At 70.7% G+C, this 24,363-nt stretch carries 17 protein-coding genes; 8 read left to right on the top strand and 9 right to left on the bottom strand.

Annotated features, from left to right (window positions below; translation table 11 throughout):
- The first annotated feature begins 76 nt into the window (after window positions 1–76).
- The gene (locus tag OG444_RS15590) at window positions 77–820 is read left to right on the top strand and encodes a response regulator transcription factor (RefSeq protein ID WP_327262749.1); all 744 of its coding nucleotides are present in this window, start codon (window positions 77–79) and stop codon (window positions 818–820) included.
- Window positions 821–866: 46 nt separating this feature from the next.
- On the opposite strand, the gene OG444_RS15585 is transcribed toward OG444_RS15590, so the two are convergent.
- The 3 genes from OG444_RS15585 to OG444_RS15575 are packed head-to-tail and all read right to left on the bottom strand — an operon-like array spanning window position 867 to window position 3,252.
- Window positions 867–2,027, bottom strand: coding sequence for a winged helix-turn-helix domain-containing protein (locus OG444_RS15585; RefSeq protein WP_327262748.1), 1,161 nt, complete (start codon window positions 2,025–2,027; stop codon window positions 867–869).
- Complete coding sequence (locus OG444_RS15580; RefSeq protein WP_327262747.1) at window positions 2,024–2,656, bottom strand: GNAT family N-acetyltransferase; 633 nt, start codon at window positions 2,654–2,656, stop codon at window positions 2,024–2,026. Before OG444_RS15580 ends, OG444_RS15585 begins: the two co-directional genes overlap by 4 nt.
- Window positions 2,657–2,676: 20 nt before the next feature.
- Window positions 2,677–3,252 (bottom strand): GNAT family N-acetyltransferase, encoded by a 576-nt coding sequence (locus tag OG444_RS15575; RefSeq protein WP_327262746.1) that lies wholly within the window; start codon window positions 3,250–3,252, stop codon window positions 2,677–2,679.
- A 240-nt stretch (window positions 3,253–3,492) separates the two neighbouring features.
- Here OG444_RS15575 and secA point away from each other — a divergent pair, with 240 nt between their 5' ends.
- The gene (gene secA, locus OG444_RS15570; protein ID WP_327262745.1) at window positions 3,493–6,291 is read left to right on the top strand and encodes a preprotein translocase subunit SecA; all 2,799 of its coding nucleotides are present in this window, start codon (window positions 3,493–3,495) and stop codon (window positions 6,289–6,291) included.
- Window positions 6,292–6,640: 349 nt separating this feature from the next.
- On the opposite strand, the gene OG444_RS15565 is transcribed toward secA, so the two are convergent.
- A complete protein-coding gene (locus OG444_RS15565; RefSeq protein ID WP_327262744.1) occupies window positions 6,641–7,090 on the bottom strand; it encodes an Rv3235 family protein in 450 nt (149 codons plus the stop codon).
- Window positions 7,091–7,391: 301 nt separating this feature from the next.
- On the opposite strand from OG444_RS15565, the gene OG444_RS15560 reads away from it, so the two are divergent.
- The 3 genes from OG444_RS15560 to OG444_RS15550 all read left to right on the top strand — a co-directional run bounded on the left by OG444_RS15560 (window position 7,392) and on the right by OG444_RS15550 (window position 13,886).
- Complete coding sequence (locus OG444_RS15560; protein WP_327262743.1) at window positions 7,392–7,892, top strand: DUF6912 family protein; 501 nt, start codon at window positions 7,392–7,394, stop codon at window positions 7,890–7,892.
- A complete protein-coding gene (locus OG444_RS15555; protein WP_327262742.1) occupies window positions 7,889–8,554 on the top strand; it encodes an HAD family hydrolase in 666 nt (221 codons plus the stop codon). Before OG444_RS15560 ends, OG444_RS15555 begins: the two co-directional genes overlap by 4 nt.
- A 367-nt stretch (window positions 8,555–8,921) precedes the next feature.
- Window positions 8,922–13,886: an NAD-glutamate dehydrogenase gene (locus OG444_RS15550; RefSeq protein WP_327262741.1), complete on the top strand. Its 4,965-nt coding sequence runs from the start codon at window positions 8,922–8,924 to the stop codon at window positions 13,884–13,886.
- 83 nt (window positions 13,887–13,969) lie between these two features.
- On the opposite strand, the gene OG444_RS15545 is transcribed toward OG444_RS15550, so the two are convergent.
- Together OG444_RS15545 and OG444_RS15540 are read right to left on the bottom strand one after the other, a co-directional pair.
- Window positions 13,970–14,782 carry an ABC transporter ATP-binding protein gene (locus OG444_RS15545; protein ID WP_327262740.1) on the bottom strand — a complete coding sequence of 271 codons (813 nt, stop codon included), beginning with the start codon at window positions 14,780–14,782 and terminating at the stop codon, window positions 13,970–13,972.
- Window positions 14,775–15,692 (bottom strand): ABC transporter permease, encoded by a 918-nt coding sequence (locus tag OG444_RS15540; RefSeq protein WP_327262739.1) that lies wholly within the window; start codon window positions 15,690–15,692, stop codon window positions 14,775–14,777. The genes OG444_RS15545 and OG444_RS15540 overlap by 8 nt, the downstream gene beginning before the upstream one ends.
- 136 nt (window positions 15,693–15,828) lie before the next feature.
- Between OG444_RS15540 and OG444_RS15535 the strand changes: the two genes are divergently transcribed.
- The 3 genes from OG444_RS15535 to OG444_RS15525 all read left to right on the top strand — a co-directional run bounded on the left by OG444_RS15535 (window position 15,829) and on the right by OG444_RS15525 (window position 19,668).
- The gene (locus tag OG444_RS15535) at window positions 15,829–16,467 is read left to right on the top strand and encodes a TetR/AcrR family transcriptional regulator (RefSeq protein ID WP_327262738.1); all 639 of its coding nucleotides are present in this window, start codon (window positions 15,829–15,831) and stop codon (window positions 16,465–16,467) included.
- Between the two features lie 346 nt (window positions 16,468–16,813).
- Window positions 16,814–19,168, top strand: a complete 2,355-nt coding sequence (locus OG444_RS15530; RefSeq protein ID WP_327262737.1) for a hypothetical protein — start codon at window positions 16,814–16,816, stop codon at window positions 19,166–19,168.
- Complete coding sequence (locus tag OG444_RS15525) at window positions 19,165–19,668, top strand: hypothetical protein (RefSeq protein WP_327262736.1); 504 nt, start codon at window positions 19,165–19,167, stop codon at window positions 19,666–19,668. Before OG444_RS15530 ends, OG444_RS15525 begins: the two co-directional genes overlap by 4 nt.
- Window positions 19,669–19,729: 61 nt before the next feature.
- On the opposite strand, the gene OG444_RS15520 is transcribed toward OG444_RS15525, so the two are convergent.
- The 3 genes from OG444_RS15520 to OG444_RS15510 all read right to left on the bottom strand — a co-directional run bounded on the left by OG444_RS15520 (window position 19,730) and on the right by OG444_RS15510 (window position 24,359).
- The gene (locus tag OG444_RS15520) at window positions 19,730–22,006 is read right to left on the bottom strand and encodes a bifunctional glycosyltransferase/CDP-glycerol:glycerophosphate glycerophosphotransferase (protein ID WP_327262735.1); all 2,277 of its coding nucleotides are present in this window, start codon (window positions 22,004–22,006) and stop codon (window positions 19,730–19,732) included.
- A 128-nt stretch (window positions 22,007–22,134) separates the two neighbouring features.
- Window positions 22,135–23,019, bottom strand: coding sequence for a carbohydrate ABC transporter permease (locus OG444_RS15515; RefSeq protein ID WP_327262734.1), 885 nt, complete (start codon window positions 23,017–23,019; stop codon window positions 22,135–22,137).
- Window positions 23,016–24,359 carry a carbohydrate ABC transporter permease gene (locus OG444_RS15510; RefSeq protein ID WP_405789122.1) on the bottom strand — a complete coding sequence of 448 codons (1,344 nt, stop codon included), beginning with the start codon at window positions 24,357–24,359 and terminating at the stop codon, window positions 23,016–23,018. The genes OG444_RS15515 and OG444_RS15510 overlap by 4 nt, the downstream gene beginning before the upstream one ends.
- Between the last annotated feature and the right edge of the window lie 4 nt (window positions 24,360–24,363).

Below are 24,363 nucleotides of genomic sequence, written 5' to 3'. Positions count from 1 at the left end.
ATCATGGCGTGCAGTCAACCGGCTGCGGTGTGTGTCCGGTTGGCCCAGCAGCTGAGCACATGCAGGGGGAGGAACGATGGCGGACAGCTTCGGGCCGGTGCGCGGGGACGACGGCGTCGCGGGCTGCCGTGAGGCGGACCCGGCGGCGGAGCCCGCCGGGGAGCCCATCAGGGTGCTCGTGGTCGACGACCACGCGCTCTTCCGGCGGGGACTGGAGATCGTCCTCGCGCAGGAGGAGGACATCCAGGTCGTCGGTGAGGCGGGGGACGGGGCGGAGGCCGTGGACAAGGCGGCCGATCTGCTTCCGGACATCGTGCTGATGGACGTGCGGATGCCCCGGCGCGGCGGGATCGAGGCGTGCACCTCGATCAAGGAGGTGGCCCCCTCGGCGAAGATCATCATGCTGACGATCAGCGACGAGGAGGCGGACCTCTACGACGCGATCAAGGCGGGCGCGACCGGGTACCTCCTGAAGGAGATCTCGACGGACGAGGTGGCCACGGCGATCCGGGCGGTGGCGGACGGCCAGTCGCAGATCAGCCCGTCGATGGCGTCGAAGCTGCTCACCGAGTTCAAGTCGATGATCCAGCGCACCGACGAGCGGCGGCTGGTGCCCGCGCCGAGGCTGACGGACCGTGAACTCGAAGTCCTGAAACTGGTGGCCACCGGTATGAACAACCGCGACATCGCGAAGGAGTTGTTCATTTCCGAGAACACCGTGAAGAACCACGTCCGCAACATTCTGGAGAAGCTGCAGCTGCACTCCAGGATGGAGGCCGTGGTCTACGCGATGCGGGAGAAGATCCTCGAAATCCGCTGAGACGGACTGAGGGTGTCCGGCCCGACCGGCAGGACACCCCCGGGGCTCAGAGCGCGGCCAGTTCCGCCGTGACGGCCGCCGCTTCCGCGGGCGAGCTCGCGCGCTCGACCCGTACGTCCTCGCAGCCGACCCACTCCGCCGCCTCCCGCAGGGCCTGCGCCATCGGGCCGGCGGCCTTCGGGGAGGTCAGGGAGAGCTGCCGGGCGACCAGCGTGCGGCCCTCGCGGGCGGGGTCGACGCGGCCCTGGAGCCGGCCGCCCGCCAGCAGCGGCATCGCGAAGTACCCGTGTATCCGCTTCGGCTTGGGGACGTATGCCTCCAGGCGGTGCGTGAAACCGAAGATCCGCTCCGTCCGGGGACGGTCCCAGACCAGGGAGTCGAAGGGCGACAGCAGCGTCGTGCGGTGGCGGCCCCTGGGAGCCTGCGCGAGCGCCGCCGGGTCCGCCCACGCGGGCTTGGACCAGCCCTCCACCTCCACCGGGACCAGCCCGGAGTCCGCGACCACCGCGTCGAACTGCTCGCCCTTGAGGCGGTGGTAGTCCGCGATGTCGGCGCGGGTGCCGACGCCCAGGGAGCGGCCGGCCAGGGCCACCAGGCGCCGGAGGCACTCGCGGTCGTCGAGGTCGTCGTGGAGCAGCGCGTCGGGCACGGCCCGCTCGGGGAGGTCGTAGACCCGCTTCCAGCTGCGGCGTTCGCTGCACACCACCTCGCCGGTGTCGAGGAGCCACTCCACCGCGATCTTGGTCTCGGACCATTCGAACCACTCGCCGCCGTTCTTGGCGCCGCCCAGCTCGGTGGAGGTCAGGGGGCCGTCCGCCTTCAGCCGGTCCAGGACCGCCCGCGTCGAGTGCTGCTTGTCCTGGAGGATGTGCCAGCGGTGGCCGCGGATCCGGTTGGCCCGGCGGCGGAAGGCGAAATGCGGCCATTCCTCGATCGGCAGGATGCAGGCCGCGTGCGACCAGTACTCGAAGGCGTGCCGGTCCGACCAGTAGGCCTTCTCCACGGTGTCCCGGCCCACCGCGCCCAGTCGTGCGTACGGGATCAGCTCGTGCGAGCGGGCCAGGACCGAGATGGTGTCCAGCTGCACGGCGCCCAGGTTGCGCAGGACGCCGCGCACCCCTCCGCGCCGGTCGGGCGCCCCCAGGAAGCCCTGCGCGCGCAGGGCGATCCGGCGGGCTTCGTCGGCGGACAGCGAAAGCGAGGTCATCCCCGCAGCCTAGGGGCGCCCACTGACAGCGGGGCCACGTCCGCAGCCTGGAGCCGGTCACCGGCAGCCGGCCGGTACGGCAGCCGGGAGGGCAGGCCGAGGTCGGAGGGGAGCAGGGCGCCCACCCAGCAGTCGCGCAGGGTGTCTCGGTGCTCCATGCCCGCGCGCTGGACGCCCTCGACGACGAAGCCGGCCTTCTCGGCGACGGCGCGGGAGGCGGTGTTGCCGATCCCGGCACGCCAGATCAGGCGTACGCAGCCGGCCTCGGTGAAGGCCCAGCGGGCCGCGGCCCGCACGGCCTCGGTCATGTAGCCGCGGCCCCGGTGCCCGGCGACCGCCCAGTAGCCGACCTCGTGCGCGTGCGGGCCGCGCGGGATGACGCCCAGGGCGGCCACGAGCGGGCCGCCCGCCCCGAGCCGGACCGCGAAGTTGAACTCGGTGCCGTCGCGCCACCCCCGGGGAACCGTTTCCGTGACGAACTCCTCCGCGTCCTCGCGGCGGTACGGCACCGGTACCGGGATCCAGTGCTGGATCTCGGGGTCCTGGCAGGCGGCGTGCACCTCGGCGGTGTCCTCGGGGGTGTGAGGGCGCAGCACGAGGCGATCGGTGGTCAGAGTGATCGTCTCCATGACCGGATTCTGCAGGGGCCTCAGGCGGCGGAAGACGGCAGGTAGGGGATCGCCGAGGACAGGCCCAGGTCGGAGGGGAGCAGGGCGCCGACCCAGCAGTCGCGGGCGGTGCCGCGCCGCTCGATGCCGGCCCGCATGACGCCCTCGACCCGGAAGCCGGCCTTCTCGGCCACGGCGCGCGAGCCCGTGTTTCCGACCTCGGCCCGCCATTCCAGCCGTGCGACGCCCAGCTCGGTGAAGGCCCAGCGGGCGACGGCCAGGACGGCCTCGGCCATGTAGCCCCGGCCGCGGTGTTCCTTGACCGCCCAGTAGCCGATCTCGTAGCTCTCCGCGCCGTGGACGTGCACGCCGACGGACGCGACCAGGGTGCCGTCGGTGGCCAGACGTACGGCGAAGGGGAAGGCCGTGCCCTCGCTCCAGCCGTTCGGGACGATCTCGTTCACGAAGGCGTGCGCGTGCTCGCGCTCGTAGGGGGAGGGGACCAGCGTCCAGCGCTGGATGTCGGCGTCCTGGGCCGCCGCATACACCTCGTCCTCGTCGGACGGGACGAAAGGACGCAATACCAGCCGGTCCGTGCTCAGTGTCGTGGGCTCCATGAACGAATTCTGCTGCCGTCGCAGTACCGCGGGCGAAGTATTTTCGGTAATCCCTCCGGGCGATGCGGCACCTTCGGTGTCCCCCGTACGTTCTCAATCCGGGCACCCGTGCCCTCACGGGAACGGCGGACCTCCCGACGCGGCCACGTCCTCGCTTACGATGGCCGTTGCGGTGGGGCCCACCTGCCGTGCCCGTGTACGTACAGTGCTCAGGCCCGACCGGCAAGGAGACAAACCTCGGTGTCCGTCTTCAACAAGCTCATGCGTGCAGGCGAAGGCAAGATCCTGCGCAAACTGCACCGCATCGCGGACCAGGTCAACTCCATCGAAGAGGACTTCGTCAACCTCTCCGACGCCGAGTTGCGTGCGCTCACGGACGAGTACAAGCAGCGTTTCCAGGACGGCGAGACCCTGGACGACCTGCTCCCCGAGGCCTTCGCGACCGTACGCGAGGCGGCCAAGCGCGTCCTCGGCCAGCGGCACTACGACGTCCAGATCATGGGTGGCGCGGCGCTGCACCTCGGCTACGTGGCCGAGATGAAGACCGGTGAGGGCAAGACCCTCGTCGGCACGCTGCCCGCGTACCTGAACGCGCTGTCCGGCAAGGGCGTCCACCTGATCACGGTGAACGACTACCTGGCCGAGCGCGACTCCGAGCTGATGGGCCGGGTGCACAAGTTCCTCGGCCTCGAGGTCGGCTGCATCCTGGCGAACATGTCGCCCGCCCAGCGCCGCGAGCAGTACGGCAGCGACATCACCTACGGCACGAACAACGAGTTCGGCTTCGACTACCTGCGCGACAACATGGCGTGGTCCCAGGACGAGCTCGTCCAGCGCGGCCACAACTTCGCCGTGGTCGACGAGGTCGACTCGATCCTGGTCGACGAGGCCCGTACCCCGCTGATCATCTCCGGCCCCGCCGACCAGGCCACGAAGTGGTACGGCGACTTCGCGAAGCTGGTGACCCGCCTGACCAGGGGCGAGGCCGGCCAGCCGCTGAAGGGCATCGAGGAGACCGGCGACTACGAGGTCGACGAGAAGAAGCGCACCGTCGCCATCCACGAGACCGGCGTCGCCAAGGTCGAGGACTGGCTCGGCATCGAGAACCTCTACGAGTCGGTGAACACCCCGCTCGTCGGTTACCTCAACAACGCGATCAAGGCCAAGGAGCTCTTCAAGAACGACAAGGACTACGTCGTCATCGACGGCGAAGTCATGATCGTCGACGAGCACACCGGCCGTATCCTCGCCGGCCGCCGCTACAACGAGGGCATGCACCAGGCGATCGAGGCGAAGGAAGGGGTGGACATCAAGGACGAGAACCAGACCCTCGCCACGATCACCCTGCAGAACTTCTTCCGCCTCTACTCGAAGCTGTCGGGCATGACCGGTACGGCCATGACCGAGGCCGCCGAGTTCCACCAGATCTACAAGCTCGGTGTCGTCCCGATCCCGACCAACCGCGACATGGTCCGCAAGGACCAGCCGGACCTGATCTACCGGACCGAGGTCGCGAAGTTCGCCGCCGTCGTCGACGACATCGCGGAGAAGCACGAGAAGGGCCAGCCGATCCTCGTCGGTACGACGTCGGTCGAGAAGTCCGAGTACCTCTCCCAGCAGCTCTCCAAGCGCGGCATCCCGCACGAGGTGCTCAACGCCAAGCAGCACGACCGTGAGGCGACGATCGTCGCCCAGGCCGGCCGCCGCGGCGCGGTCACGGTCGCCACGAACATGGCCGGCCGCGGTACCGACATCAAGCTCGGCGGCAACCCGGACGACCTGGCCGAGGCCGAGCTGCGCCAGCAGGGCCTGGACCCGGAGGAGCACATCGAGGAGTGGGCGCACGCGCTCCCCTCGGCGCTCACCCGGGCCGAGGCGGCGGTGAAGGCGGAGTTCGAGGAGGTCAAGGACCTCGGCGGGCTGTACGTGCTGGGCACCGAGCGCCACGAGTCGCGCCGTATCGACAACCAGCTTCGCGGCCGCTCCGGCCGACAGGGCGACCCGGGCGAGTCCCGCTTCTACCTGTCGCTGGGCGACGACCTGATGCGTCTGTTCAAGGCGCAGATGGTCGAGCGCGTCATGGCGATGGCGAACGTTCCCGACGACGTGCCGATCGAGAACAAGATGGTGACGCGCGCGATCGCGTCGGCCCAGTCGCAGGTCGAGACCCAGAACTTCGAGACGCGCAAGAACGTCCTGAAGTACGACGAGGTCCTCAACAGCCAGCGCGAGGTCATCTACGGCGAGCGCCGCCGCGTCCTGGAGGGCGAGGACCTCCAGGAGCAGGTGCGCTTCATGATGGACGACACGATCGACGCGTACATCGCGGCCGAGACGGTCGAGGGCTTCGCCGAGGAGTGGGACCTGGAGCGGCTGTGGAGCGCCTTCCGGCAGCTCTACCCGGTGAAGGTCACCATCGAGGAGCTGGAGGAGGCCGCGGGCGACCGCGCGGGCATCACCGCCGAGTTCATCGCGGAGTCCGTCAAGGACGACATCCACGAGCAGTACGAGACCCGCGAGAAGACGCTCGGCTCCGAGATCATGCGTGAGCTGGAGCGGCGCGTGGTCCTGTCGGTGCTCGACCGCAAGTGGCGCGAGCACCTGTACGAGATGGACTACCTGCAGGAGGGCATCGGCCTGCGGGCGATGGCCCAGAAGGACCCGCTGGTCGAGTACCAGCGCGAGGGCTTCGACATGTTCAACGCCATGCAGGAAGGCATCAAGGAGGAGTCCGTCGGCTACCTGTTCAACCTGGAGGTCCAGGTCGAGCAGCAGGTCGAGGAGCTTCCGGTGCAGGACGCGGCGCCGTCCCTGTCGAAGGAGCCGGCGGGTGCGCGTCCGGAGATCCGGGCGAAGGGCCTCGACGCTCCGCAGCGGCCGGACCGGCTGCACTTCTCGGCGCCGACGGTGGACGGGGAGGGCGGTGTCATCGAGGGCGACTTCGACAGTGACGCTGCCGGTGGTGAGGGCGACGGGATGACGCGGGCGGAGCGCCGCAAGGCGCAGAAGGCCGCGGGCGGGCGTCGGCGGAAGAAGTAACCCACCGCCGGGTTGAGCGCGAGCTGTCGGCCGGGGCCGGACACCTACGGGTGTCCGGCCCCGGCCGCGTTGTGTGGTGCCGGCCAGGTTGCGCGGTGCCGGCCGGGTCGTGTGGTGCCGGCCGGGTGGTGCGGTGCCCTGCGGCGCCGTTGCCGGGGGCGCCGCCCCCGGACCCCCGCGCCTCAAACGCCGGCGGGGCTGAGGGGCGCCTAAAGCGCCGGCGGGGCTGAGGGAGAGTCTCAAACGCCGGCGGGGCTGAGGGGAGTGCCTCAAGCGCCGGCGGGGCTGAGGGGAGCGCCCGCGTGGCTGACGGGAGCGCTGCGGGGGTGGATGTGGGGCCGGTGGGGGGTCAGGGGCGGGGGCCCTGGATTTCCACCGCTGCGCAGCGCCAGCGGAGGTCCGGGCCCTGTTCGAGGCGGAAGGCCATTGCCGTCAGGCGCTCGCCCGTGGCGATGCGGGCGAATGCCTCGATGACCCCCGGGCCGGGGGTGAAGCGGCCGCACTGGCGGACCACCGGGCGCAGGCGCTCGCGCAGGGGGGCCGTGGGGGCCAGGGCGATCAGCTGCTGGTAGGCGGGGCCGACCGTGTGGCCGAGGAGCGAGTGGACCGGGCGCAGGCCGCTGACCACCGCGAGGAGGTGTTCGGCGAACCAGTGGTGGGGGCCGAGCCGCAGGGTGCGCGGAGGGCCCGCGGGGCGCCGCGGATCGCGGCGCCCGGCCGGCCGGGTCCGGGCGCGCCCGGCGGGCCGCCGACGGCTGCCTTCGTTGCCGGTCATCGTGCCGCGCGTCGTGGTGTCCATCGCGATCTGCCCCCGAACAGGCCGGGCCCGGAGCCATACCGGGCGGTAACTTGATGGGGATCTTCTACGGCCGCCGACCACGCTCCGCAACCACGCCCGCGCCCCGGCGGGCCCCCCGCCCGGTTCACCTATCAGGATGGGCGGCGCCCGCTCCCCGGCCCCGGCCGGCGTCCCACGAGGACCCGGGTGGACGGGGGCGGGCCGTGGCCCGACGGCCCGATGGGGGACGGAGTCCATCACCCGGCCGGCCTCGTCCGAGTCGTATCCTGGGTGCGTTTCCGACTACCGAAAGCAGCCGGCCATGCGCGTGTACGTCCCCCTGACCCTCCCCGGGCTCGCCGAGGTGCACAAGGCGGGTGAGCTGGGCCCCGCCCCGCTGCTGGCGTACGCCGTCACCCCCGGGCTGCGCGAGTGGTACGTGTCGGACGACATCGAGGAGCTGGAGTACGCGGCCCTGAACCGGGCCGCGCTCGCCTCGCTGCGGCTGCTCGCCGCGGACGCGGACGCCCCGCGCCGGCGCGTCGTGGTCGCCCTCGACGTCGACGACAAGGCCGCCACCGCCGCCCCCGGCGACGACGAGGCCGCCCTGGGCCGGGTGACCCTCGGCGCCGCCGTACGGCTCGCCGTGGCGGCTGCCGTGCACGCGGACGCCGATGACGCCGACGGGGACGTGGCCGCGGCCGCGCGGTCCCTCGATGCGGCCGACGGCGGGGACGCGGCCGCACAGGCCGTCGTCGACGCGGCCGAGGACCACGAGCTGCTGTGGTTCGGCGTGCAGGAGATCGCGGGGTTGCTGAAGTGACCGCCACGAACCACATCGTCTGGGACTGGAACGGCACGCTCCTCCACGACATCGACGCCGTCATAGCCGCGACCAACGCCTCCTTCGCCGAGCTCGGTTTCGAGCCGATCACCCTGGAGACGTACCGGGACCTGTACGTCGTACCGGTGCCGAAGTTCTACGAGCGCCTCATGGGACGGCTGCCCACCGAGGAGGAGTGGCTCGTCATGGACGACACCTTCCACCGCCACTACTGGGCCGCCGCCGAGGACGCCGGGCTGGCCGAGGGTGCCCGGGAGCTGCTCCAGGACTGGCAGCAGGGCGGGCTCACGCAGTCCTTGCTGTCCCTCGCGCCCCACGAGAAGCTGGTGCCCCTGGTCCGGTTCCACCGCATCGAGCAGCACTTCCTGCGCGTGGACGGGCGGACCGGCCCCTCCCACACGTCCAAGGCGGGACACCTCGTACGTCACCTGACCGCCCTGGACGGGACGGGCGTGACGGCCGACCGTACGGTCCTCATCGGAGACGCCGTGGACGACGCGCTCGCCGCTGCCCACGTGGGTGCCCGCGCGGTTCTCTACACGGGCGGCTCGCACAGCCGCAGCAGTCTGGAATCGGCCGGTGTGCCGGTCGTGGACAGCCTGGCAGAGGCCGTAATGACCGCTCGTGAGCTGGCCGGATAGCGACTGGACAGGCTGCTGCACGGACGGGCGGTCACGTCGCTGGCCAGAGTGTCAAAGTTCCACCCCAAGATTTGTACAGATGCAGCGAATGACGTCCTGGGGGTAGGTCGGGATAGCCTGGTACCCGTGATCAGCGCGATAGTCATCGGGGGCACTGGAGCCTCCGGCCTGCGCCCGGCGCACGACCGTGCCCGGGCCTTCGCTGATCCCCGCCCCCGGGACATCCGGCCGATCATGGCTCATTCCCTCCCGGTCGGCTCTCTCGACGGCATAGCGTCGATCCCGAACGGACACCCCGCCTCGCGGCGCTATGTCATTCCTTCCTTCACCTACGTCACGCAATGGCGCGCGACAGGAGCCAGAGGACATGCAGACCAAGCTGGACGAAGCAAAGGCCGAGCTGCTCGCACGGGCGGCCCGGGTAGCTGAGCACAGCCCGGCCGGGGGGCTACTTCCGACTGGGTCCGAGCGGGGAGAGCGTCCAGACCAGGACACAGTGCTCTCGTACCTCCAGCGCTACTACCTGCACACGGCGCCCGAGGACCTCGCGGACCGGGACCCGGTCGACGTATTCGGCGCGGCGCTCTCGCACTACCGGCTCGCCGAGAACCGGCCGCAGGGCACCGCGAACGTGCGCGTGCACACCCCCACGGTGGAGGAGAACGGCTGGACCTCCAGCCACTCCGTCGTCGAGGTGGTCACCGATGACATGCCCTTCCTCGTGGACTCGGTGACGAACGAGCTGTCCCGCCAGGGCCGCGGCATCCACGTCGTGATCCACCCGCAGGTCGTCGTACGCCGTGACGTCACCGGCAAGCTGATCGAGATCCTCGGCCCCGACTGCGACGCCCACGGCCCCCGCACCTCGCGTCCCCACGACTCCCTCGTCGAGTCCTGGATCCACGTCGAGATCGACCGCGAGACCGACCGCGCCGACCTCAAGCAGATCAACGCCGACCTGCTGCGCGTCCTGTCCGACGTACGCGAGTCCGTCGAGGACTGGGAGAAGATGCGCGACGCGGCGCTGCGCATCGCCGAGGGCCTGCCCGAGGAGCACACCGCCCCCGACCTGCGCGAGTACGAGCTCGAAGAGGCCCGTGAGCTGCTGCGCTGGCTCGCCGACGACCACTTCACCTTCCTCGGCTACCGCGAGTACAACCTCGTCGACGGCGACTCCCTGGCCGCCGTGCCCGGCACCGGCCTCGGCATCCTGCGCTCCGACCCGCACCACAGCGGCAAGGACGACGGCCACCCGGTCTCGCCGTCCTTCAACCGGCTGCCGGCCGACGCCCGCGCCAAGGCCCGCGAGCACCGCCTGCTGGTGCTGACCAAGGCCAACAGCCGCTCCACCGTGCACCGCCCCTCGTACCTCGACTACGTGGGCGTGAAGAAGTTCGACGCAGACGGCAACGTCGTCGGCGAGCGCCGCTTCCTCGGCCTGTTCTCCTCGGCCGCGTACACCGAGTCCGTGCGCCGCGTCCCGGTCATCCGCCGCAAGGTCGTCGAGGTCCTCGACGGCGCCGGCTTCGCGCCGAGCAGCCACGACGGCCGCGACCTGCTGCAGATCCTCGAGACGTACCCGCGCGACGAGCTGTTCCAGACCCCGGTCGACCAGCTCCAGGCCATCGTCACCTCCGTCCTGTACCTCCAGGAACGCCGCCGGCTGCGGCTGTACCTGCGCCAGGACGAGTACGGCCGCTACTACTCCGCGCTGGTCTACCTGCCCCGAGACCGGTTCACCACCGGCGTGCGGCTGCGTCTGATGGACATCCTCCGGGAGGAGCTCGGCGGCATCAGCGTCGACTTCACCGCGTGGAACACCGAGTCGATCCTCTCCCGCATCCACTTCGTCGTCCGCGTCCCGCAGGGCACCGAGCTGCCCGCCCTGACCGACTCCGACGTCGAGCGCATCGAGGGCCGTCTCGTCGAGGCCGCCCGCTCCTGGGCCGACGGCTTCCAGGAAGCGCTGATCGCCGAATGCGGCGAGGAGCGCGCCGCCGAGCTGCTGCGCCGCTACGGCACCTCCTTCACCGAGGGCTACAAGGCCGACCACTCGCCGCGCGCGGCGGTCGCCGACCTGGTCCACCTGGAGAAGCTCGCCGCCAGCGAGCGACGCTTCGCGCTCTCGCTGTACGAGCCCGTGGGTGCGGGCCCCGGCGAGCGCCGGTTCAAGATCTTCCGCACCGGCGACCAGGTGTCGCTCTCCGCGGTCCTGCCGGTGCTGCAGCGCCTGGGCGTCGAGGTCACCGACGAGCGCCCGTACGAGCTGCGCCGCTCCGACCGCGTCAGCGCGTGGATCTACGACTTCGGTCTGCGGATGCCCCTCTCCGGCAGCGGGGACAACTACCTCGGCGACGACGCCCGCGAGCGCTTCCAGGACGCCTTCGCCGCGGTCTGGCAGGGCGACGCCGAGAACGACAACTTCAACGCCCTCGTGCTGAGCGCCGGGCTCACCTGGCGGCAGGCCGTCGTCCTGCGCGCGTACGCCAAGTACATGCGCCAGGCCGGCTCCACCTTCAGCCAGGACTACATGGAGGACACCCTCCGCAACAACGTCCACACCACCCGGCTGCTGGTCTCGCTCTTCGAGGCCCGCATGGCGCCCGTGCGCCAGACCGCCGGCAGCGAGCTCGTGGACGCCATGCTGGAGGAGCTCGACGGGGCCCTGGACCAGGTCGCCTCGCTCGACGAGGACCGCATCCTGCGGGCCTTCCTCACGCTCATCAAGGCCACGCTGCGCACGAACTTCTTCCAGCTCAACGGCGTGGGCGAGCAGCACTCGTACGTGTCGATGAAGTTCGACCCGCAGGCCATCCCGGACCTGCCGGCCCCGCGCCCGGCCTTCGAGATCTGGGTGTACTCCCCGCGCGTCGAGGGCGTCCACCTGCGCTTCGGCAAGGTCGCCCGAGGCGGCCTGCGCTGGTCCGACCGCCGTGAGGACTTCCGTACGGAGATCCTCGGCCTGGTCAAGGCGCAGATGGTCAAGAACACCGTGATCGTGCCGGTGGGCGCCAAGGGAGGCTTCGTCGCGAAGAACCTCCCCGACCCGTCGGTGGACCGCGACGCCTGGCTCGCCGAGGGCATCGCCTCGTACAAGATCTTCATCTCGGCGCTGCTCGACATCACCGACAACATGGTCGCCGGCGAGGTCCTGCCGCCCAAGGGCGTGGTCCGCCACGACGAGGACGACACCTACCTCGTCGTCGCCGCGGACAAGGGCACCGCGACCTTCTCCGACATCGCCAACGGAGTGGCCGAGTCCTACGGCTTCTGGCTCGGCGACGCCTTCGCGTCGGGCGGCTCGGCCGGCTACGACCACAAGGGCATGGGCATCACCGCCCGCGGCGCGTGGGAGTCCGTCAAGCGGCACTTCCGCGAGCTCGGCCACGACACCCAGACCGAGGACTTCACCGTCGTCGGAGTCGGTGACATGTCCGGCGACGTGTTCGGCAACGGCATGCTGCTCTCCGAGCACATCCGCCTGGTCGCCGCCTTCGACCACCGGCACATCTTCATCGACCCGAACCCGGACGCGGCCACCTCGTACGCCGAGCGCCGCCGCCTGTTCGAGCTGCCGCGCTCCTCGTGGGCCGACTACGACACCTCGCTGATCTCCGCGGGCGGTGGCATCCACCCGCGTTCCGCGAAGGCCGTCCCGATCACCGCGCAGGTCCGCGAGGCCCTCGGCATCGAGGCGGGCGTCACCAAGATGACCCCGGCCGACCTGATGAAGGCGATCCTGCAGTCCCCGGTGGACCTGCTGTGGAACGGCGGCATCGGTACGTACGTCAAGGCGACGGCCGAGACGCATGCGGACGTCGGCGACAAGGCCAACGACGCCATCCGCGTCAACGGTTCCGACGTGCGGGCCAAGGTCATCGGCGAGGGCGGCAACCTGGGTCTGACCCAGCTCGGCCGGATCGAGTTCGCCCGCAGCGGCGCCGGCGGCGAGGGCGGCAAGGTCAACACCGACGCCATCGACAACAGCGCCGGCGTGGACACCTCCGACCACGAGGTGAACATCAAGATCCTGCTCAACGCGGTCGTCACCGACGGCGACATGACCGTCAAGCAGCGCAACAAGCTGCTGGCCCAGATGACCGACGAGGTCGGCCACCTGGTGCTGCGCAACAACTACGCGCAGAACACCGCGCTCGCCAACGGCGCGGCGCAGGCCCCGAGCCTGCTCCACGCGCAGCAGCGCTACATGCGCCGGCTGGAGCGGGACGGGCTGCTCGACCGGGCGCTGGAGTTCCTGCCCACCGACCGGCAGATCCGCGAGCTGCTGAGCGGCGGCAAGGGCCTGACCCAGCCGGAACTGGCCGTGCTGTTCGCCTACACCAAGATCACGGTGGCGGACGAGCTCATCGCCACCGAGCTGCCGGACGACCCGTACCTGCGCCGCCTGCTCTTCGCGTACTTCCCGGCCGCGCTGGCCGAGAAGCTCACCGAGCAGATCGACGCGCACGCGCTGCGCCGGGAGATCATCACCACCATCCTGGTCAACGACACCGTCAACACCGGTGGTTCGACCTTCCTGCACCGGCTGCGCGAGGAGAGCGGGGCCTCCACGGAGGAGATCGTCCGGGCGCAGCTCGCGGCCCGCGAGATCTTCGGCCTGGCCGACGTGTGGGACGCGGTGGAGACGCTCGACAACAAGGTCGCCGCCGACGTCCAGACCCGGGTGCGGCTGCACTCGCGGCGCCTGGTCGAGCGCGGTACCCGCTGGCTGCTGAACAACCGGCCGCAGCCGCTCCAGATCACCGAGACCATCGGCTTCTTCACGGAGCGCGTGGGTCAGGTCTGGGCCGAGCTGCCGAAGCTGGTGCGCGGCGCCGACCTGGAGTGGTACCAGTCGATCATGGACGAGCTGACGGGTGAGGGCGTCCCGGAGGAACTGGCCGCCAAGGTGGCCGGCTTCTCCTCCGCCTTCCCGGCGCTCGACATCGTGGCGATCGCGGACCGTACGGGTGTGGACCCGCTGGAGGTCGCCGAGGTGTACTACGACCTCGCCGACCGCCTGAACATCACCCAGCTGATGGACCGGATCATCGAGCTGCCGCGGTCCGACCGCTGGCAGTCGATGGCCCGTGCGTCCATCCGCGAGGACCTGTTCGCGGCGCACGCGGCCCTGACGGCCGATGTGCTGTCGGTGGGCAACGGGTCGTCGACTCCCGAGGAGCGCTTCAAGGCGTGGGAGGAGAAGAACGCGGCGATCATCGGGCGTGCGCGGACGACTCTGGACGAGATCCAGGGGTCGGACGACTTCGACCTGGCGAACCTGTCGGTGGCGATGCGGACGATGCGGTCGCTGTTGCGCGCGCACAGCTGATCGCGGGTTGTACGGAACGGGCCGGGCCCGGGACCTTGTGGTCCCGGGCCCGGCCCGTTCGTGGAGGAGCGGGGCTGGAAGGGTCAGCGGCGGGTGAAGGCGTCGTAGGCGTCGCAGACTTCCTTCGAGGGGCCGTCCATGCGCAGGACGCCCGACTCCAGCCAGATCGCGCGGTCGCAGGTCTCGCGGACCGTGTTGATGGCGTGGCTGACGAGGAAGACGGTGCCGGCGCGTTCGCGGAGCTCCTCGATGCGGGCCTGGCTGCGGCGCTGGAATGCGGCGTCTCCGGTGGCCAGGGCCTCGTCGATCATCAGGACGTCGTGGTCCTTGGCCGCGGCGATGGAGAAGCGCAGCCGGGCGCCCATGCCGGACGAGTACGTCCGCATGGGCAGGGAGATGAAGTCGTTCCTCTCGTTGATGCCGGAGAAGTCGACGATGTCCTGGTAGCGCTCGCGGATCTGCTGCCTGGACATGCCCATCGCGAGGCCGCCGAGGACGACGTTGCGCTCGCCGGTCAGGTCGTTCATCAGGGCGGCGTTCACACCCAGCAGGGACGGCTGGCCGTGCGAGTAGATCCGGCCGCGGGCCACGGGCTGGAGGCCGGCGATGGCGGCCAGCAGGGTGGACTTGCCCGAGCCGTTGGAGCCGATGAGGCCGATGGCCTCGCCCTTGTACGCGGTGAAGGTGACGCCCTTGACGGCGTGCACCTCCTTGATGCCGGGGGACGGCCTGCGGGAGAAGATCCGGCCGAGCGCGGCGGTGGCTCCGCCCTTGGCCGCGCCGGCGCCGTGGACCTTGTAGACGACATGGACGCCGTCCGCGATGACGGTGGGCACCCGGGTGCCGGTGGCGCCGGCGGTGCCGGCGGTGCCGGTCTTCGTTGCGGTGTCAGCCACGGCCGTACTCCTCTTCTGCCTTCCAGAACCAGATGAAACCGCCGATGCCGGCGAGCAGGGCCCAGCCGATGGCGAGGGGCCCCACGTGGGGCGGGAGCGAGTGCGCTCCGAAGCTGTCGATCAGCGCGAAGCGCATCAGGTCGATGTAGACGGCCGCGGGGTTGAACTTGAGCAGCATCAGCACCCAGTGCGGCAGGTGGTCCGTCTTGAGCATCTGGTCGATGGACCACATGACGCCCGAGGAGTACATCCAGGTGCGCAGGACGAAGGGCATCAGCTGGCTGACGTCCGGGCTCTTGCTGCCGATGCGCGCCATGACCATCGCGCAGCCCGCGGCGAAGACGGCCATCAGCACGAGGGTCGGGACGGCGAGGAACCAGGACCAGGCGGGCCGCTGGCCGAAGGCCAGCAGCAGGATGACCAGGGCGCCCATGGTGACGAGCAGCTGCTGGAAGAGCTGGACGACGGTGGAGATGGGCAGGCTCGCGCGCGGGAAGTGCAGGGCGCGGACCAGGCCGCGGTTGCTGTGCACGGCGCGGGTGCCGGCGTTGACGGAGCTGCCGATGAAGTCCCAGACGAAGATGCCGGTGATCAGGAAGGGGACGTAGTCCGGCACGCCGTTGCTGGCCTTCATCACGATGCCGAAGATGAAGTAGTAGACGGCCGCGTTGAGGAGCGGCGTCACCAGGTGCCAGAGCTGGCCGAGCTTGGCCGTGCTGTACGTGGCCTGCATGCGGGCGGTCGCGTACGCGGTCACGAAGTGGCGGCGGTCCCAGAGCTCCGCGATGTAGCGGGGGAGCGTGGGGCGGGCGCCGCTGAGGGTGAGGCCGTGGGCGGCGGCGAGTTGCGCGAGTTCCGCGGAGGGCGCGAAGGGCGCGGGCGCGGTTTCGGGTGCGGTCGCGGTGGTCACAGGGTTCGCTTTCGACGGGGTCAGTACGTCGCTTCTGAGGTCGGGACGGGTCCGTATCGTCGCTACGGCGAGGTTAGGGTGTCGCACGTCGGAACGCAACCGTATCGTCCTGACGAGACGCGGTTATGCTCTGTGCATGACCACGGACCCCGCCGCCGACTCGGCCCCCGCCCCCGCCCGCCGAGCCCCCGCCGGGGCCGCCGTCCTGCGCGCGGACGTGACCGAGGCGATCCGCGACGCAGTGGTGGAGGAGCTGGCCGCGGTCGGCTTCTCCCGGATGTCCATCGAGGGCATCGCCCGGCGGGCGGGGGTCGGCAAGACCGCGGTCTACCGGCGGTGGAAGTCGAAGCTGCACCTGGTGCTGGACCTGGTCGGGGCCTTCGCGGCGGACGGCCTGCCGGCGCCGGCGACGGGGTCGCTGTACGGGGACGTACGGGCCCTGCTGGAGGTCATGTCACACGTGCTGCGGCATCCGGTGGCCTCTGCGGTGATCCCCGACCTGCTGGTGGAAGCGGCGCGGAACCCCGACATCGCGGACGCGGTGCGCGGCGCTCTGCTCGACGGTCAGCAGCGGATGGCGCAGGGCGTCGTCGCGGATGCGGTCGCCCGGGGTGAACTCCCGGCGGACATCGGCCCGGACCGTACCCTCGACCTGCTGATCGGCCCGCTCTACTGGCGTCAGGTGGTCGTCCGCGACGCGATGACGGCCGCCCAACTGGACACCCTGGCCCGCCAGGTGGTGGCGGGCCTGAGGGCGGACGTCTCCCCGATGTGATCCAACGTCATGTCTTTGTCACGGAACCGGATGTGCAATTGCATCCGCAACGCCGATCTTGATAGGGATGGTGGGGGACGCAGTAGCTGGATCACTCGGGGGGTAAGGAATGAGTGGGGGCGCGCCGGTCGATCCGGCTGAGATACCGGTTTTCACGGGTGATCTGGCGGTGCTGGACGAGAAGGTGAAGCTGATCTCGTCGGGTGGTGCCACCGTTTCGACGAAGGCCTCGGACGTTCACACCAGTTTTGGTGGGTTGCAGGCGTTCTATCAGGCGCCGGAGGCGGATCAGCTGTTCGCGACGACGAAGCCGGTCCAGGATCTGGGTTTGAAGCTCAGTTCTGACATGTGCACGATTGCGGGTGCGCTGGGGACGTACTCGCGTGACGCGGCTCCGATCATCAAGAAGCTGGAGAGTCTGCGGGCGGAGGCGCAGGCGTTCCGGGAGAAGACGGAGAAGGAGGACAAGTGGGCTGAGGACGGCGATCTGATCGACGAGAACCTCGAGCGGCGTAACAAGGTCGCGGAGGTGTGGGAGGAGTTCCACGCGGTGGAACGGGCCGCTCACGCGAAGATCGTCGCTCTGGTCAACGGGAAGCCGTTGCGGGTGAACGACGGCTCCAACGCTGCGGACATGTACGGGTATGACGCGGAGGCGTTGAAGCAGGCGAAGTCCCTGCCGTGGGGTGATGCGGTGGAGGAGTCGATTCCCGGCTGGCAGGTCTGGGAGCATGCCTGGGAGTTCGGCAAGGGCATCGTCGTCGACGGTATCTGGGGAACCCTCAAGGGTCTGGGCGGTCTGGTCGGCCTGCAGGGCTGGGATGTGTTCAAGCAGTCCTGGACGGGCCTTGCCAAGCTCGGTACCGGGCTGGGCATCGCGATGATCCCGGGTGTGGGGCCTTTGTTCATGGCGGCTCCGGACGACAAGCTGCCCTCGTGGCTGCGTGACTCCCGTACCGCGATGAAGGAGACGGGCAAGGCGCTCCTGGCGTGGGACCAGTGGGGTTCGAACCCGGGTCGTGCGGCGGGTGCGGTCACGTTCAATGTGGTGACCACGGTGTTCACCGGTGGTGCGGGCGGTGCGGTCTCGGGTGCGGGCAAGGCGGGTGCGGTCGCCAAGACCCTGTCGTTCGCGGGCAAGGCCGGCCGGGCGATCGACCCGATGACGTACATCTTCAAGGGCGCGGGCGCCGGTTTCTCGAAGATCGGTGATGTGATGGCCGGTCTGAAGGGCATGGGCAAGATCGAGACGCCGAGCATCAACCTGGACGGCGCGATCTCCCTCCCCGAAGGCGCCGTCATGCTCCCCGACGGTGTCATCCACCTCCCGTCGGGTACCGCTGTTCCGGACGGGGCGATCAAGCTGTCCGACGGGAACATCAAACTCCCGGAGAACACCACCACGTTCCCGCCGAACACGGTCAAACTGCCGACGCCCGACGGCACCACCAAGTTCATGGACATCGAAGGCAACATCTACAAGGCCGACGGGTCCCTCGAGCAGAGCGGCAAGAACTCCACCCAGGAGCCCTCACCGGACACCAACGCGGGCGCGGACCTGCCGCGCACCGACGCCCCGAAGACCGAATCCCCCGCCACCGTCAGGGTCCCCGAACTCGCCGGCGTCGCCGCCCGCGGCGGCGACAACCCCATCCACCTCACCTCCGACATCTCCGGCCCCGTCCACACCATCGACAACCCCATCCACCTCACCTCCGACATCTCCGGCCCCGTCCACACCATCGACAACGCCGCCCACCACACGGACGGCTTCGACAACACCCCCACCGGCCGTGCCGGCGACCACACCACCCCCGGCGGCCACGCCCACGAGCCCGCCACGGGCCCCTCCGGGAGCTACGACCCCCCGACCGGCACCAGCCGGGCCGACGGCCCGTCCACCGGCGGCCACGGTGACACCGGCTCGGGCGGTGGCGGGCACACGGACGGCCCCGAGGGCACGGGTCACACGGACGGCCCGGGCGCCGGCAGCCACCACGAACCCCCGTCCACGGGCGGTGTCCACGGCGACAGCGCCCCGTCCGGTGCCGGGGACGGGGAAGTTCCTCCGGGCCGGGACACCGGAAGCGACGGGGACGCCCCCCCGCCGGACCAGCCGGACGTCGTCACTGTCCCGCCGGAGCACTTCGCGTCGGACGGTGCGCCGTACGTGGACGAGCCCCAGGGCAAGGCCGGTGAAGCCTACGACGCGATCCGCGCCAACGAGGGCGACACGATCCGGATCGCCGAGAACACGGGCATATCCAGGGAGGTCCTCGACGGCGTGCGGCAGCACCTCTTCTTCACGGTGCACGAGCGCTTCCCCATCGGTCCGGGTCAGGTCCGCAACGGGCGGGTGGCTCCCATGGAGCACGTGGCCGAACTGTGGCAGCGGGCCGAGGCCGGCACCCTCGACGAGGCGGGGCAGGTGGCCTTCAGGCGGCTGATGGTCCATGAGGGCGTCGAGGGAGTCCTCATGGCGGAGGGCATGCCGTACCGGGGCATGAACTACGACGCCGACGGCGTCAACTGGTTCACGAAGGAGCACTACGGCGCCCACGAGGTCTCGCCGCACGAGACCCATGCGAACCCGTACGTCGCATGGCGCTCCCTGGGCATGGATCCGCCGCCCTTCGAGATCCGGCCCGACCTGTCAAACTTGGACGACCTCATCGACTACATCCGGAGGAACAAGCCGTGAGGACGGATTCTGCCCTGGCGCTTGCAGCGAGGCTCGAAAGGGCCGACTGGGTCGGCTCGTTCGACCGCACCCGGTCGCGTGTCGCGCTCATGCGTGAGTTCCTGCGGCGCTCCGCGTTGTGGGCCGGGGCGACCGGTTCCACGGAGTGGCCGTTCTTCGACATCGCCGAGCGTATCGATCCTTCGGCGCGGATCGACGACGAGTCGGTGAAGGGTGTCGCGGAGAGGATCGGTCTGCAGCAGCCGGTCGTTCTGAACACCGTCACGTGGGCCCTGAACTTCGCAGTGCTCTCGGACACCGCCCCCGTTCTCCCGGACCTGCCCTCGCCCTTCGAGCCTCTCGTGCTGATGTTCGAGCGCGGTGGAGGCTTCGGCCTCGACGGGTCCGGTCACATCGAGGTGGACATGGCGGCCATCGCCCGGGGGACCGTGGAGCAGGCGCGGGAGCGGGCGCCGCTCGACCTGGACGGGGCGGGTCTGGACGCGCTCGACGCGGGCTGAGCGGGCCGGCCGGCCGGGGGCCGTCTGCGGGCGGACCCCGGGGAGGCCGGCTTTCGGTCCGCTACGGCCACCGGCTCGATGCCAGCGGGGCCAGCATCGGTTCCGGGGCCGGAGCGGTGGCTGCGGGGGCCGACGGGGCGGGGCGGCGGTCCGCAAGGGGCACGACCGCCGGGATCGGGGCGCTCTGGCCCAGGAAGATCCGGCGCACCACCCGTTCCGCCGCGTGGCCGTCGTCGTACGAGCAGAAGCGCGCCCGGAAGGCCGCCCGCAGCTGGGCGGAGCGCGAGCCCTGCCAGTGGCCGGTGCTGAAGATGTCCACCAGCTCGTCCTCGGTCCGGGCGATCGCGCCGGGCGGGCACGACCGCAGGTCGAAGTACGTGCCCCGGGCCGCCTCGTACGCCTCCCAGTCGTCCGCGTGGATGACGATCGGGCGGTCCAGCACCGCGTAGTCGAACATCAGCGACGAGTAGTCCGTCACCAGCGCGTCCGAGGCCAGGGCCAGCTCCTCCACCGAGGGGTACGAGGAGACGTCGATCAGGCGGGGGTGCGTGTCCGGCGACGGCGGGACGTCCGCGTACGTGAGGTGGGTGCGGGCGAGGATCGTGAAGCGCGGGCCCAGGTCCCGCAGGACCCGCTCGAAGTCCAGGTGTTCCGGCCGGCTGCGCCGGTAGTCGCGGTGCGTGGGTGCGTACAGGACGGCCGTCGAACCCGCCGGAATGCCCAGGCGTTCGCGCAGCGCCAGTACCTCGGCCGGGCCCGCCCGGTGGAAGACGTCGTTGCGGGGGTAGCCGTACTCCAGCGTCGTGTAGGAGGACGGGACGGCCTTCTCCCAGACCAGGGTGGAGTGCCGGTTCGAGGACAGCAGGTAGTCCCACTGGTCGGCGCCGCGCAGCAGCCCCGCGAAGTCCGTCGTCGGGGTGGCCGCCGGACGGTCCTGGAGGTCGAGGCCGACGCGCTTGAGCGGGGTGCCGTGCTGCGTCTGGACGAGGACCTGGCCCGGCCGCTTGACCAGGGCGCGGTCGAAGTTGACGTTCGTGACCAGGTGGCCGGCCCTGGCCAGGGCGGTCCAGTACGCCGCCGAGCCCGGCCGCAGCGCCGTCGTCTCGCGGGGCAGCGTCGAGGCGTGCGCCGGGTCGCAGATCCACGCCGTGCGCATCCGCGGTGCCAGCTCCCGCAGCTTGGCCTCGATGGCCGCCGGATTGCAGGCGTAGCCGCCGTGCCAGTACGCGGAGAAGACCGCGAGCTCCGGATCCAGCGGCAGGAGCCGCTGGATCCGGTAGTGCAGCCGCATCCCGGACTCCCGCAGGCCGCGCCACAGACCCGAGGCTGCCCGGCCCAGCGCCAGTCCGGCCGAGCGCAGCGCCGACAGCAGCCGGTACGTGCGCCGGGTGCCCAGCCGCATCAGGGTGTGCCGGACCCGGTCGGTCCGCGACAGGGACAGTGGCAGCGCGCCGCTGCCGCCCGGGGCGCGGTAGCGGCGCAGCATGAGGCAGGCCCGGGCGAAGAACTCGGCCCGGGCGGCGCGCGGGAGGCGGCGCGGGTCGGCGTACAGGGTGCAGAAGTGCTCGGCCATGCGCCGGTGCAGGGCGGGCCGCCAGCGCTCCAGCTCGGGGCGGCCGGCGAGGTGTCCGAAGACCCGGTCGTACTGGTCGAAGATGTCGAGGTGGCGGCGGCTGGTGGTGGTCAGGATGGAGCCGGTGCGCCGCTGCCGGTAGTGGACGCAGACCCGGTCCAGGACGGCGACGGACTCGGCGGCCAGCAGCGCCGGGTAGGTCCAGGGGGTGTCCTCGTAGAAGCCGGGCGGGAAGACGAGGCCCTCGCGCTCCACGTACTCGCGGCGGTACGCCTTGTTCCACACCACCATCAGCATGCCGAGGAGGGCCGGGCGGTCGGCGAGGCGGAAGCTGGCCGGGCCCTCCTCGGACAGCCGGTTCGAGAGGCTGTTGCGCACCAGTTCGCCCGACCAGAAGGTGCGCGCGTAGTCGTAGACCAGGATGTCGGGGGAGCCGGTGGCCTTCAGCCGGTCGGTGATGGCCTGCAGGGCGCCGGGGGCGAGGGTGTCGTCGCCGTCGAGGAAGATCAGGTAGTCGCCGCTCGCGCGGGACAGGCCCGCGTTGCGGGCCGGCCCCAGGCCCAGGTTCTGCGCCAGGTGCACGGCCGTCACCCGGGGGTCGCGGGCCGCGTACTCGTCGATGATCGAACCGCAGGCGTCCGGCGAGGCGTCGTCGACCGCGATCAGCTCCAGGTCCGGGCACGACTGCGTCAGCACCGAGTCCAGACTCTCCTGGAGGTAGGCCTGGACCTTGTACGCGGGCACGATGACGCTGAACCGGGGCACGGCACATCCAGGGGTCGGCGCGGGCTGTTTGCCCAGGAACCCCCGGCGTGGCGATCGGGTTACGCGGTGCGTGGCATTCGGGTTACGCAGCGTCAACGGCGCACGTCACTCGGTGTGCGGAGGGCGGGTCACTTGATCGCCCCGGCCATCACCCCCGACACGAACTGCCGCTGGAAGGCGAAGAAGACGACGAGCGGGATCACCATCGACAGGAACGCGCCGGGCGCGAGCACGTCGATGTTGTTCCCGAACTGCCGTACCTGCTGCTGCAGCGCCACCGTGACCGGCGGGCTGGCCGAGTCCGCGAAGACCAGCGCGACCAGCATGTCGTTCCACACCCACAGGAACTGGAAGATGCCGAGCGAGGCGATCGCCGGCCCGCCGAGCGGCAGCACCACCCGTGTGAACAGCCGCAGTTCACCCGCACCGTCGAGGCGGGCCGCCTCCAGCAGCTCGCGCGGGATCTCCGCGAAGAAGTTGCGCAGCAGGAACACGGCGAAGGGCAGCCCGAAGGCGGTGTGGAAGAGCACCACTCCCGCCGTGGTCTCGAACAGCCCGATGGAGCCGAAGAGTTCGGAGACGGGGATCAGCGCCACCTGGACGGGGACGACGAGCAGTGCGACGACGAGGAGGAAGAGCCAGTCCCGGCCGGGGAACTCCAGCCAGGCGAAGGCGTATCCGGCGAACGAGCCCAGGGCCAGGACCAGCAGGGTGGCCGGGACGGCGATCGCGAAGGTGTTCAGGAGGGAGCCGGTGATCGTGTCGTTGGCGAGGAGGCGCTCGTAGTTGTCGGCCGTCAGGCGCGAGGGCGCGGTCAGTACCTGCCACCAGCCGCCGCTGTTGAGGTCGGTGGGGGAGAGGAAGGAGGAGAGCAGCAGTCCGAGGGTGGGCAGCAGCCAGAACATCGCCGCGACGACCAGGAAGACGCGCAGCGCACCCGCGGCCAGCCGGGCCGCGGCCCGCTCGGCGAAGGGGGCCCTCGCGGGGTCCGGCGTCATGTCGGAACGGCTCATCGGGCCCCCTCCTTGCGCAGTCGGCGGATGTTCACGAGCATCACCGGGATCACCAGCACCAACAGCAATACGGCGATGGCGCTGCCCAGCCCCGGATCGGCGTCGGTGCCGAAGGAGGTCCGGTAGAGCTGGAGCGCGAGCACGTTCGCGTCGTCCTGGACCGCTCCGGGTGCGATGACGAAGACCAGGTCGAAGATCTTCATGACGTTGATGACGAGGGTGACGAGCACGACCGCCAGGACGGGTGCCAGCAGCGGGACGGTGATCCGGCGGAACACCTGCCACTCGTTCGCCCCGTCCACGCGCGCCGCCTCCATCAGTTCGCGCGGTACGGCGGCCAGCCCGGCCCCGATCAGCACCATCGCGAAACCGGCCCACATCCATACGTACGCCCCGATCACCGCCGGGGTGACGAGCGACGGGCCGAGCCACTGCACCCCGGCGTACGCCTCCCGGAAGTTGGCGGCGGGCAGCCGCAGCTGCGCGCCGTCGGCCTTCGCGGACAGGGTGAAGGTGCCGTCGGGGCCGGCCGTCGCCGTGTCGACCACCCGGCCGTCCCTGACCGCCTCGATCCGCATCCCGGAGAAGCCCTGCTCCGTCGGGTCGACCGCGTTCGTCCGTCCGCCCCCGCCGCGGGTGAAGTCCTGCCACACCGTGCCGGTGACCTTTCCCGGTACGGCCTCGGAGGTGCCCGCGGTACGGGTGCCCTCCGGCAGGGCCTCGGGGGCCACGCCGACCAGCGGGAGCAGCACCGCAGTGCCCGCTCGGACGGGGTCGCGGGTCACGAAGGCGCCCCCGCCGGCGTCCGCCAGCGGCGAGTCCCGGCCCGGGCGGGCCTTGGGGAAGGCCGAGGACTGCGCGAAGGTGTCGTGGACCCCGACCCAGACCGCGTTGGCGACCCCGCGGTCGGGGTCGTGGTCGTAGACGAGCCGGAAGATGATGCCCGCGGCCAGCATCGAGATGGCCATCGGCATGAACACCAGTAGCTTGAACGCCGTTCCCCAGCGCACCCGTTCGGTGAGCACCGCGAAGATCAGGCCGAGGGCGGTGGCCGTGGCCGGGGCGAGCACCACCCACACCGCGGTGTTCTTCAGAGCGGTGCGGATCGTGCGGTCGGCGAGGATCTCCCGGTAGTTGTCGGCGCCGACGAACGTGCCGCCGGAGCGGTCGAAGAAGCTGCGGTAGAGGGAGTAGCCGATCGGGTGCACGACGAGCGCGCCGAGCAGCACGAGGGCCGGGAGGAGGAACGCCGCCGCGATCAGACGGCGGCGTGCCCCGGCGGAGACGCCCTTCCCCGAAGGGCCCTTCGGGGAAGGGCCCTTTGCGGCAGAGAACCGCACCGGA

The organism is Streptomyces sp. NBC_01232 (assembly GCF_035989885.1).
Classification (GTDB): Bacteria; Actinomycetota; Actinomycetes; order Streptomycetales; family Streptomycetaceae; genus Streptomyces.
The sequence above is the reverse complement of the archived record's forward strand: the minus strand, read 5'-3'. Positions and strand labels throughout refer to the sequence as shown.

What these genes read in the sequence shown, in the direction of transcription:
- OG444_RS15590 (WP_327262749.1), top strand. Translation starts at nt 77, where the DNA reads ATGGCGGACAGCTTCGGGCCGGTGCGCGGGGACGACGGCGTCGCGGGC.
- OG444_RS15585 (WP_327262748.1), bottom strand. Translation starts at nt 2,027, where the DNA reads ATGACCTCGCTTTCGCTGTCCGCCGACGAAGCCCGCCGGATCGCCCTG.
- OG444_RS15580 (WP_327262747.1), bottom strand. Translation starts at nt 2,656, where the DNA reads ATGGAGACGATCACTCTGACCACCGATCGCCTCGTGCTGCGCCCTCAC.
- OG444_RS15575 (WP_327262746.1), bottom strand. Translation starts at nt 3,252, where the DNA reads ATGGAGCCCACGACACTGAGCACGGACCGGCTGGTATTGCGTCCTTTC.
- OG444_RS15565 (WP_327262744.1), bottom strand. Translation starts at nt 7,090, where the DNA reads ATGGACACCACGACGCGCGGCACGATGACCGGCAACGAAGGCAGCCGT.
- OG444_RS15560 (WP_327262743.1), top strand. Translation starts at nt 7,392, where the DNA reads ATGCGCGTGTACGTCCCCCTGACCCTCCCCGGGCTCGCCGAGGTGCAC.
- OG444_RS15550 (WP_327262741.1), top strand. Translation starts at nt 8,922, where the DNA reads ATGCAGACCAAGCTGGACGAAGCAAAGGCCGAGCTGCTCGCACGGGCG.
- OG444_RS15535 (WP_327262738.1), top strand. Translation starts at nt 15,829, where the DNA reads ATGACCACGGACCCCGCCGCCGACTCGGCCCCCGCCCCCGCCCGCCGA.
- OG444_RS15530 (WP_327262737.1), top strand. Translation starts at nt 16,814, where the DNA reads ATGTGCACGATTGCGGGTGCGCTGGGGACGTACTCGCGTGACGCGGCT.
- OG444_RS15515 (WP_327262734.1), bottom strand. Translation starts at nt 23,019, where the DNA reads ATGAGCCGTTCCGACATGACGCCGGACCCCGCGAGGGCCCCCTTCGCC.